Source organism: Luteimonas sp. J29 (assembly GCF_000472505.1).
Taxonomy (GTDB): domain Bacteria; phylum Pseudomonadota; class Gammaproteobacteria; order Xanthomonadales; family Xanthomonadaceae; genus Luteimonas.
Map to the genome: position 1 here is coordinate 629,263 of NZ_AWZR01000001.1, position 9,726 is coordinate 638,988.

Genomic DNA, 9,726 nt, shown 5'->3' on the forward strand with positions numbered 1-9,726 from the left:
CCGGTAAGCGGGCGCCGGACCCATCACGCGTCCCGCCGGGCATCGGCGTCCGCGGACGGGCCCCGCGGGGCCGATGCCCGGCGGGGTGGGCCGGTACAATCGCAAGCATCGCGGGCGGCCTCGCCCGCCGGATGGAGTCCCGATGAAGCTTGGATCACTGAAGGAAGGCGGCCGCGACGGCACCCTGGTCGTGGTGTCCCGCGACCTGACCCGTGCGGTCCGTGCCACCGGCATCGCGCCGACCCTGCAGCGCGCGCTGGAGGACTGGAGCAATGTGGCGCCCCGGCTCAACGCCCTGGCCCAGTCGCTGGAGGGCGGCGACGCCGACGGCGTGTTCGACCTGGACGTGCAGGCGCTGGCCGCGCCGCTGCCGCGCGCCTACGAGTTCCTCGACGGCAGCGCCTACCTGCCGCACGTCGAGCGCGTGCGCCGCGCCCGCGGCGCGCAGGTGCCCGAGAGCTTCTACACCGACCCGCTGATGTACCAGGCCACCAGCGCCGGCTTCCTCGGCCCGCGCGACCCGGTGCGGGTCACCAGCGAGGACTACGGCATCGACCTGGAGGCCGAGATCGTGGTCGTGACCGACGACGTGCCGATGGCGGTGACGCCGGAGCAGGCCGCCGGCCACATCCAGCTCGTCGGCCTGGTCAACGACGTTTCGCTGCGCAACCTGATCCCGGCCGAGCTGGCCAAGGGCTTCGGCTTCCTCCAGTCCAAGCCGCGGTCGGCGCTGTCCCCGGTGTTCGTCACCCCGGACGAGCTGGGCGATGCCTGGCAGGGCAACAAGGTGCACCTGCCGCTGGTCACCCATATCAACGACGCGTGGTTCGGCGCGCCCGAGGCCGGGGTCGACATGCAGTTCGATTTCGCCCGGCTGGTGGCCCATGCCGCCAGGACCCGCCCGCTGTCGGCCGGGACCCTGGTCGGTTCAGGTACCATCGCCAACCAGGACACCGCGACCGGCGCGTCCTGCCTGGCGGAGCGCCGTACGGTCGAGGCGCTGGAGCGTGGCGAGCCGGTCACTCCGTTCCTGTCGTTCGGCGACAAGGTGCGGATCGAGATGTTCGACCGCGACGGCCGCAGTATCTTCGGCGCGATCGAGCAGAGGATCGAGCGCCAGCCTGCGTCCTGACGGACGGAAGGCCGGGGCGACGGGTGGCGGCCCCCGGGGCGGGGGCCGGCCCAGGATGGGCAGCCGGGTTCGCGGCCGGGACGCGCCGCGGCCGCGTACAGGGACAGGGGAGGGCCGGCGGAGTCCGTCCGGCGGCGGCAGGGGGAGCGCCGTCCCGGTGCCCGTGCAGGTTCGACTGGCCCAGGGGAGGCTGAGTGAGCAGCGAAGATTTGCGGCTGTATTCGTACTGGCGATCGAGCGCGGCCTACCGCGTGCGGATCGGCCTCAACCTCAAGGGGCTGGTCTACGAGATCGTGCCGGTGCACCTGCTGCGCGACGGCGGCGAGCAGCTCGCCCCCGCCTTCGCCGCCACCAATCCCCAGCGCCTGGTGCCGGTGCTGCAGCACGGCCAGCGGCTGTTCCGGCAATCGCTGGCGATCCTCGAGTACATCGACGAGGTCTGGCCGGAGCCGCCGCTGCTGCCGATCACCTCGCGCGAGCGCCAGCGTGTCCGCTCGCTGGCGCAGCTGGTCGCCGCCGACATCCACCCGCTCAACAACCTGCGGGTGATGCGCTTCCTCGAGCAGGAATGGAACGTGCCCCAGCCCGAGCGCGACGTCTGGATCCGGCACTGGATCAGCGAGGGCTTCGACGCCCTGGAGGCGCTGCTGCGCGACCATCCGGCCACCGGCGCGTTCTGCGACGGCCATGTGCCCACGATCGCCGACTGCTGCCTGGTGCCCCAGGCCTACAACGCGCGCCGGTTCGGCATGGACCTCTCGCGCTGGCCCACGATCGCCTCGATCGAGCGCAACTGCCTGGAGCTGCCGGCGTTCCGCGACGCCGCGCCCGACCGCCAGCCGGACGCGCCGCCGTCGAACTGATCGCCGTGCCCGGCCCCGTCAGTGCGACGGGCCGAACACGTCCGCGTAGGGGTCGTGCTCGCCCTGGGCGCCTTCGGACAGGCGGAACTTCAGGTCCAGGCCCTCGCGCGAGTCGGCCGCGCGCAGCGCGGTCTCGCGGTCGATCCGGCCTTCCTTGTACAGCCGGAACAGGCACTGGTCGAAGGATTCGATGCCTTCCTCCAGCGACTCTTCCATCGCCTGCTTGATCTCGTGCACCTGGCCGCGGCGCAGCAGGTCGCGGATCATCGGCGTGTTGATCAGCACCTCGGTCGCCGGCAGGCGGCGGCCGTCGACGCCGACCACCAGGCGCTGCGAGATCACCGCGCGCAGGTTCAGCGCGAGGTTCATCAGCACGTTCTTGTGCGCGGCCTCGGGGAAGAAGTTGAGGATGCGCTCGATGGTCTGGTCGGCGTTGTTCGAGTGCAGGGTGGCCAGGCACAGGTGGCCGGTCTCGGCGAAGGCGATCGCGGCCTCCATCGTGGTCGCGTCCAGGATCTCGCCGATCAGGATGACGTCCGGCGCCTCGCGCATCGCGTTCTTGAGCGCGTTGTGGAAGGCGTGGGTGTCGAGCCCGACCTCGCGCTGGTTGACGATCGACTTCTTGTGCTTGTGCAGGTATTCGATCGGATCCTCGATGGTGAGGATGTGGCCCGACGTCGTGCTGTTGCGGTAGTCGATCATCGAGGCCAGCGACGTCGACTTGCCCGAGCCGGTGGAGCCCACGATCAGCACCAGGCCGCGCGGGGCCATGATGATGTCCTTGAGCACCTGCGGCAGCTGCAGCTCCTCGATGGTGGGGATGGTGCTGCGGATCGCGCGGATCACCATGCCCACTTCGCCGCGCTGCTTGAACACGTTGACGCGGAAACGGCCGGAGTCGGGCATCGAGATCGCCATGTTCAGCTCGAGGTCGCGCTCGAACTGCGGCACCTGGCCCTCGTCCATCAGCGAATACGCGATCTTCTTCACCATGCCGGGCGGAAGACCGGTGTTGCCCAGGGGATAGAGCTTGCCCTCGACCTTGATGTAGACCGGCGCGCCGGTGGTCAGGAACATGTCCGACGCGTTCTTTTCCGTCATCAGCTTCAGGAAATAGCCGATGTCCATGTACCAATCCCCAATGAGCCGCCCGGACCGTTGCGCATCCGGCGAAGGCTGCCGACAATGGCCGCGCACCGGTAAATGCCACGGCCCCCCTATGGCGTCAAGCTTCGCACAATTCCGCGGCACCCTGCAGGCACTGGCCTGCGGATGCGTGCTCGCGCTCACGTCCTGCGCCTCGACGCCGCCGCCCACCGGCGACATCAACGCCGCGCAGCAGGCGGTGGCGCGTGCCTCCGACGCCGACGCCGAGCAGTACGCGGCGGACGAACTGGCGCGCGCGCAGCGCCTGCTCGCCATGGCCCAGGCCGCGCTGGCCGAGCGTCGCGAGGGCGAGTCACGCGACCTGGCCCGGCGCGCCGCCGCGCTGGCCGACCTGGCCCACGCGCGCAGCCGCGAGGCGGTCGTCGTGGCCGAGCTCGGACAGCGCCAGGCCGAGGTCGCGAGGCTGCGCGACAGCCTGGAGGGCTCGCCATGAAGTTCCGCGTCCTGCTCGCGTGCGTCCTGCTGGCGCTGGCCTTGCCGCAGGCCCGCGCCGCCGACAACCCCGACGTGGCCGCCCTGCGGCAGCGGCTGGTGGCCCTGGATGCCGATCCGGTGGCGGCCGGCATCGCCGCACTCGAACGCCTCCAGGCGCGCCAGGCCGTGGACGAACTCGCAGCCGCCCGTCCGCGCCAGCGCGAAGGTGCGCTGCAGGTGGCGCAGTGGCGGGTCGAGACCGCCGAGGTGGCGACCCGGACCGAACTGGCCCGGCGCGAACTCGACCGGCTCGAGCGCGAGCGTGCCGACCTGCTGGTCGAGGCCAGCCGCCGCGAGGCCGCGCGCGCCCGGCAGGAAGCCGAGCGGCTGCGGATCCAGGCCCAGATCCAGGCCGAGGAGGCCGCGCGCCTGCGCGAGGCGGCCGAGGCCGAGGCCATGGCCCGGCAGGAGGCCGAGTCGGTGCTCGAGGGGGTCTCGGCCCGCGAGGCTGCCCGGCTCCGGGCCGCACGCCAGCGCGCCGAGGAACTCAAGCGCCAGGAAGAGGAGCTGCTGCGCAGCCTCGAAGCCGGCGACACCCCGGGCACGCCGCGCTAACGGCCCGTAATTTTGCGTTAAATCAACAAGTTGCGGCGGCTCATGTGACCGCCGCGTCGTTTCCGGAGGCGCCCGGGCTGAACATCGGCAAGCCGCTGCGCGAACCGTGACGGCCGCCCGGCCTCCGGTCCCCCGGGGGTCCTTGCCGACCCCCTGCGGGTGGAGTAGGGTCGAGTCATCCGGGTGGCCCGCGGAACCCCCTCCCGCCACCCGGACCACCAGACCGGATGCCATGACCGAGCCCATCCAGCCACACCCTCCAGCCGCCGGCAGAGTCGCCGCCGGCGGGGGTGTGCGGAGGAAGGTTCGCGCGTGCCCGCCGGTCTGTGTCCCCCAGTCGACGCCCCGTGCCGTGATGGCCGGGGCGTTTGTATCTGCGCAGGAGGAATTCCATGTTTGAAGGGCAACCGCAGGCGGAAATCGACCGGCTGATCAAGGGCAACCCCGAGTTCAAACAGCTCTACCAGCGCCACAAGGAACTCGACAAGAAGGTCCTGGACGCCGAGCTCGGCGTACTCCCGATCGACGACACCACCCTGGCGCGGATGAAGCGCGAAAAGCTCGCGGCCAAGGACCGCCTCACCCAGCTGTACGCAACCCTTCGCCACTAGAAGCCGCTTACCGGGTCACGGGCGGCGGCGGCCTCCTCGTCGGTCGCCGCCGCCCGTGCGCCATCCGGTGCCGGGGACCCCGGCATCCGGGCCAGTGCCATAATCGGCGTTCCTTCGCTGGCCCGACTCCCGCATGACGATCCACGACTCCGTCCTCGAGCTCATCGCCGAGACCCCGATCGTGCGCGCGCAGCGCCTGGACACCGGCGTGTGCGAGCTTTACCTGAAGCTCGAGAGCCAGAACCCCGGCGGTTCGATCAAGGACCGCATCGGGCTGAAGATGATCGAGGCGGCGGAGGCGCGCGGCGACATCCGACCGGGCGACACCCTGGTCGAGGGCACCGCCGGCAACACCGGCATCGGCCTGGCGCTGGTCGCGCAGCAGAAGGGCTACCGCCTGGTCCTGGTGGTGCCGGACAAGATGAGCCGGGAGAAGATCTTCAACCTCAAGGCGATGGGCGCCGAGGTGGTGCTTACCCGCTCGGACGTGGCCAAGGGCCATCCGGAGTACTACCAGGACCTGGCCGAGCGGATCGCGCGCGAAACGCCCGGCGCCTACTTCATCAACCAGTTCGGCAACCCGGACAATCCCGCCGCGCACGAGCACGGCACCGGGCCGGAGATCCTGCGCCAGATGGCCGGGGTCGGCGGGCTGGACGCGATCGTGTTCGGCTGCGGCAGCTCCGGCACCATGACCGGCCTGTCGCGCTGCTTCGCGAAGCACGCGCCGCACGTGGAGATGGTGCTGGCCGATCCGGTCGGGTCGATCCTCGCCGAATACATCAACGAGGGCACCCTGAGCGAGAAGTCGGGCAGCTGGATGGTGGAAGGCATCGGCGAGGATTTCCTGCCCTCGATCTCGGACTTCAGCCGGGTGAAGAAGGCCTACGCGATTCCCGACAGGGAAAGCTTCCTGGCCGCACGCGAGCTGCTGCGCAAGGAAGGCATCCTCGGCGGCTCGTCCACCGGCACCCTGCTGGCGGCGGCGCTGCGCTGGTGCCGCGAGCAGACCACCCCGAAGAAGGTGCTGGTGTTCGTCTGCGACACCGGCAACAAGTACCTGAGCAAGCTCTACAACGACTACTGGATGCTGGACAACGGCTTCCTCGAGCGCGAGCAGCACGGCGACCTGCGCGACCTGATCCTGCGTCCCTACCAGCAGCGCGACACCGTGGTGCTGGCGCCGGGCGACCTGCTCATGACCGCCTACCAGCGGATGAAGCTGTACGAGATCTCGCAGCTGCCGGTGATGGACGGCGACCGGATCGTGGGCATCCTCGACGAGTCCGACGTGCTGCTGCACGTGTACGGCGACGAGAACCGCTTCCGCGACCCCGTTTCAACTGCAATGGTCAGCAAGCTGGACATCCTCGACGTGAAGTCGCCAGTGGAGGCGCTGCTGCCGGTGTTCGATCGCGGCCACGTCGCGATCGTGGTGGACGGAGAACGGTTCCTCGGCCTGATCACCCGCATCGACCTGCTCAACTGGCTGCGCCGGCGCGTCCACTAGGCGCGGGCGCCCGACCGGGCCCCGCGCGGACGCGAGCGGGAGTCCGGCGCGCGCGCCTTGGCCCTCCCCCGTCCCCGGTGGGGAGAGGGCACTCCGCACCGCCGCCACCATGAACACCCCCGCCCACGTGCACCGGCTCCGGATCGCCCCGATGCTAGAATCCGGGGCCCCGAATCCTATGGATCCAGCAACATGACGGACCCCCGCGAGGCGGTCGACTCGGCGGCCTGGCGGCTCGGGACCAGGGCGATCCACGCCGGCCAGGCGCACGATCCTTCGACCGGCGCCGTGATGCCGCCGATCTACGCAACCAGCACCTACGCCCAGGCGAGCCCGGGCGTGCACCAGGGCTTCGAGTACTCGCGTACCCACAACCCGACCCGGTTCGCCTGGGAGCGCGGCGTCGCCGGCGTGGAGGGCGGCAGCCGCGGCTTCGCATTCGCCTCGGGCATGGCCGCCACCGCCACGATCCTCGAACTGCTCGACAGCGGCGACCACGTGGTCGCGATGGACGACCTTTATGGCGGCAGCTACCGCCTGTTCGAACGCGTGCGCCGGCGCAGCGCGGGGCTGGGGTTCAGCTTCGTCGACATGACCGACCTGGCCGCGTTCGAGGCCGCGTTCACGCCGAAGACGAAGCTGGTCTGGGTCGAGACCCCGACCAACCCGCTGCTCAAGATCGTCGACATCGCCGCGGTCGCGGAGATCGCCCACCGCCGCGGCGCGCTCGTCGTGGTCGACAACACCTTCGCCTCGCCGATGCTGCAGCGCCCGCTGGCGCTCGGCGCGGACATGGTGATGCACTCGGCCACCAAGTACCTCAACGGCCATTCGGACATGGTCGGCGGGATCGTGGTGGTGGGCGAGGACGCCGACCTCGCCGAACGCATGGCGTTCCTGCAGAACTCCTGCGGCGCGGTGCAGGGGCCGTTCGACAGCTTCCTCGCCCTGCGCGGGCTCAAGACCCTGCACCTGCGGATGCAGGCGCACTGCGCCAACGCGCAGGCGCTGGCCGAGTACCTGCAGGCGCACGAGGCGGTGGCGGACGTCATCTATCCCGGCCTGCCGTCGCATCCCCAGCACTCACTGGCGCGGCGGCAGATGGACGGCTTCGGCGGAATCGTCTCGGTGCGGCTCAAGGGCGGGTTCGAGGCCGCCAGGCGGCTGTGCGAGCGCACCCGCCTGTTCACCCTGGCCGAGTCGCTCGGCGGCGTGGAGAGCCTGGTCAACCATCCGGCGGTGATGACCCACGCCTCGATCCCCGAGGCCACGCGCGCGCGGCTGGGCATCGGGCCGGAACTGGTACGCCTGAGCGTCGGCGTGGAGGCGCTGGAGGACCTGCGCGCCGACCTGGCCTCCGCGTTGTCGTGAGCGGCGCCATGCAGGTCCAGGCGGACGCCCCGGGCCACATCGCACCACCGGCGCCCGGCCGGCTGTGGCGGGAGCTGGCCGCCAGCCTGCGCAACCCCGAGTTCTGGCTGCTCACGAGCTGGCTCGACATCCTGGTCCGCGCCCGCCGTTCCTACCTTGGCCCGGTCTGGCTGCTGATGCCGTCGCTGGTCTACGTGTTCGGCCTCGGTTCGTTCTTCGCCAGCCTGCACGGGCGCACGATGGTCGAGTTCGCGGCCTACGTGGCGCTGGGCGCGATCGTGTTCCGCACGCTGATGTCGGCGGTGATCGGCAGCGCCAGCGTGTTCAACGCCAGCCGTGCCTTCATCATGGACGGCCACATGCGGCTGACCGACTACCTGCTGGAGTCGCTGGCCAAGGCGCTGTTCGACGTGCTGATGTTCGTGCCGGTGACGGTCGTCGCGCTGGTGATCCACCCGGGCATCGAGGTCCCGGGCCTGCTGCTCGCGGTGCCGACCACCCTGCTGATCCTGGTCAACGTGCTGTGGGTGGGCGTGGTGTTCTCGCTGGTGGGCGCGCGTTTCCCGGACTTCGCGCAGCTGATCTCCAACGTCTCGGTGTTCATCTTCCTGCTCACGCCGATCATCTGGTACCCGGAAATGGCGCCGCCGGAGAGCCTGCGCGGACAGTTCATGCGGCTCAACCCGTTCTACCACCTGGTGGCGCTGTTCCGGTCGCCGATCCTCGGCACCGAGGTCGAGGCGATGAGCTACTGGTACGTCGGCGTGATGACGGTGGTCGGCCTGGTGGTGGCGACGGTGCTGTACCGGCGCTACGCACGCTTCGTCCCGCTCTGGATCTGACCCGATGACCGCCCACATCCGAGCGCGCGGACTGACCCTGGACGTGCCGATCTTCCTGCAGAGGGAGACGACGCGGGGCGGCTGGCTGGGCATGTACCTCGGCGCGGCGTTCGCGCCGCCCAGGCGCAGCGTGGTGCGGCTGCTGGACCGGATCAGCCTGGACGTCGCCGATGGCGACCGGCTGGCGATCCTCGGGCGCAACGGCGCGGGCAAGAGCACCCTGCTGCGGGTGCTCAACCGGGTCTACCAGCCCACCAGCGGCCGCCTCGACGTGCAGGGCAGCTGCCAGGCGCTGCTGAACATGTCGCTGGGCTTCAACGGCGAGGCCACGGTGCGCGAGAACGTGTTCCTGCGTGGCGTGGCGATGGGCCTGCATTCCTCGTTCCTGCGCCAGGAAATGGATTCGATCCTGGAATTCGCGGGCCTGCGCGAGAAGGTCAACCATCGCCTGCGCACGCTGTCCTCGGGCCAGCGGCTGCGCCTGGGCTTCGCGATCTCCACCTCGGTGCAGCACGACATCATCCTGATGGACGAGTGGCTCGGCACCGGCGACGCCAACTTCATGGCGCGGGCGAAGGAACGCATGCGCAGCCGCGTCGACGGCAGCCGGATCGTGGTCCTGGCCAGCCACAGCGTCGGCCTGCTGCGCGACATCTGCAACAAAGGCATCGTGCTCGAACGCGGCCGGCTGATCCACGCGGGCGACATCGGCGACGCGCTCCAGTGCTACCACGACCTGATGGCGCGCCTGCGCCGGGGAGAGGAGGTGGAACTGGACGAGCCGGCCGGCGAGGAATCGGCGCACGTCTTCGGCGCGGTCGAGGAACTCCGGGCCGAGGCCCGGGGCCGGTTCCTGCTGAAGGGGTGGATGGTCGACGGCCACGGCGGCCTGCCCACCGCGCTGGTCGTGGAATGGCAGGGGCAGCGCTTCGCCGCGCGGGTCCGCGAGCGCATCCTGCGCCGCGACGTGATGCGGCACTTCGGCCTGGCCGACGGCACCTGCGGCTTCCTGGCCGAAGTCGAGCTGCCGGGCGCTGGCGCGCCGGCCGACCTCGGCGCCATCCGCGTGCTCGGCGGCCACGGCGAGGAACAGGCCCATGGCGTGTTGCGCATCGCGGCGCCGGTCCAGGCCGCCCTCGAGGCCCCGGCCGGGTGTCCGCCGCCGGAGCGGCCACCTACAATGCGAGCTCCCGACTGATCT

Annotated in this window: 10 protein-coding genes; 9 read left to right on the top strand and 1 reads right to left on the bottom strand. The window is 70.6% G+C overall.

Annotated features, from left to right (window positions below):
- Nucleotides 1–142: 142 nt before the first annotated feature.
- Nucleotides 143–1,132, top strand: coding sequence for a fumarylacetoacetate hydrolase family protein (locus LUTJ29_RS0102825; protein ID WP_027071221.1), 990 nt, complete (start codon nt 143–145; stop codon nt 1,130–1,132).
- A 194-nt stretch (nt 1,133–1,326) separates the two neighbouring features.
- Nucleotides 1,327–1,995: a maleylacetoacetate isomerase gene (gene maiA / locus LUTJ29_RS0102830; RefSeq protein ID WP_043740068.1), complete on the top strand. Its 669-nt coding sequence runs from the start codon at nt 1,327–1,329 to the stop codon at nt 1,993–1,995.
- Nucleotides 1,996–2,013: 18 nt separating this feature from the next.
- On the opposite strand, the gene LUTJ29_RS0102835 is transcribed toward maiA, so the two are convergent.
- Complete coding sequence (locus LUTJ29_RS0102835) at nt 2,014–3,123, bottom strand: PilT/PilU family type 4a pilus ATPase (RefSeq protein ID WP_027071223.1); 1,110 nt, start codon at nt 3,121–3,123, stop codon at nt 2,014–2,016.
- A gap of 91 nt (nt 3,124–3,214) precedes the next feature.
- Between LUTJ29_RS0102835 and LUTJ29_RS0102840 the strand changes: the two genes are divergently transcribed.
- From LUTJ29_RS0102840 to LUTJ29_RS17970, 7 genes are all read left to right on the top strand, one after another.
- On the top strand, nt 3,215–3,595 hold the full coding sequence (locus LUTJ29_RS0102840) for a DUF4398 domain-containing protein (RefSeq protein WP_027071224.1): 381 nt from the start codon (nt 3,215–3,217) through the stop codon (nt 3,593–3,595).
- Complete coding sequence (locus LUTJ29_RS15895) at nt 3,592–4,191, top strand: hypothetical protein (RefSeq protein WP_051322619.1); 600 nt, start codon at nt 3,592–3,594, stop codon at nt 4,189–4,191. The genes LUTJ29_RS0102840 and LUTJ29_RS15895 overlap by 4 nt, the downstream gene beginning before the upstream one ends.
- Before the next feature lie 392 nt (nt 4,192–4,583).
- Nucleotides 4,584–4,802 (top strand): YdcH family protein, encoded by a 219-nt coding sequence (locus tag LUTJ29_RS0102850; protein ID WP_027071225.1) that lies wholly within the window; start codon nt 4,584–4,586, stop codon nt 4,800–4,802.
- Nucleotides 4,803–4,935: 133 nt separating this feature from the next.
- Nucleotides 4,936–6,312: a pyridoxal-phosphate dependent enzyme gene (locus LUTJ29_RS0102855; RefSeq protein ID WP_027071226.1), complete on the top strand. Its 1,377-nt coding sequence runs from the start codon at nt 4,936–4,938 to the stop codon at nt 6,310–6,312.
- A gap of 192 nt (nt 6,313–6,504) precedes the next feature.
- Entirely contained in the window at nt 6,505–7,683 is a 1,179-nt protein-coding gene (locus LUTJ29_RS0102860; RefSeq protein ID WP_027071227.1) for a cystathionine gamma-synthase, read from the top strand.
- An 8-nt stretch (nt 7,684–7,691) separates the two neighbouring features.
- Nucleotides 7,692–8,525, top strand: a complete 834-nt coding sequence (locus tag LUTJ29_RS0102865; RefSeq protein WP_027071228.1) for an ABC transporter permease — start codon at nt 7,692–7,694, stop codon at nt 8,523–8,525.
- A gap of 4 nt (nt 8,526–8,529) precedes the next feature.
- Entirely contained in the window at nt 8,530–9,723 is a 1,194-nt protein-coding gene (locus tag LUTJ29_RS17970; RefSeq protein ID WP_051322620.1) for an ATP-binding cassette domain-containing protein, read from the top strand.
- The last annotated feature ends 3 nt before the right edge of the window (nt 9,724–9,726 follow it).

Excerpts from the sequence above, each read along its gene's own strand:
- LUTJ29_RS17970 (WP_051322620.1), top strand. The coding sequence starts at position 8,530 with ATGACCGCCCACATCCGAGCGCGCGGACTGACCCTGGACGTGCCGATC.
- LUTJ29_RS0102865 (WP_027071228.1), top strand. The coding sequence starts at position 7,692 with ATGCAGGTCCAGGCGGACGCCCCGGGCCACATCGCACCACCGGCGCCC.
- LUTJ29_RS0102855 (WP_027071226.1), top strand. The coding sequence starts at position 4,936 with ATGACGATCCACGACTCCGTCCTCGAGCTCATCGCCGAGACCCCGATC.
- LUTJ29_RS0102835 (WP_027071223.1), bottom strand. The coding sequence starts at position 3,123 with ATGGACATCGGCTATTTCCTGAAGCTGATGACGGAAAAGAACGCGTCG.
- LUTJ29_RS15895 (WP_051322619.1), top strand. The coding sequence starts at position 3,592 with ATGAAGTTCCGCGTCCTGCTCGCGTGCGTCCTGCTGGCGCTGGCCTTG.
- LUTJ29_RS0102825 (WP_027071221.1), top strand. The coding sequence starts at position 143 with ATGAAGCTTGGATCACTGAAGGAAGGCGGCCGCGACGGCACCCTGGTC.
- LUTJ29_RS0102860 (WP_027071227.1), top strand. The coding sequence starts at position 6,505 with ATGACGGACCCCCGCGAGGCGGTCGACTCGGCGGCCTGGCGGCTCGGG.
- LUTJ29_RS0102850 (WP_027071225.1), top strand. The coding sequence starts at position 4,584 with ATGTTTGAAGGGCAACCGCAGGCGGAAATCGACCGGCTGATCAAGGGC.
- LUTJ29_RS0102840 (WP_027071224.1), top strand. The coding sequence starts at position 3,215 with ATGGCGTCAAGCTTCGCACAATTCCGCGGCACCCTGCAGGCACTGGCC.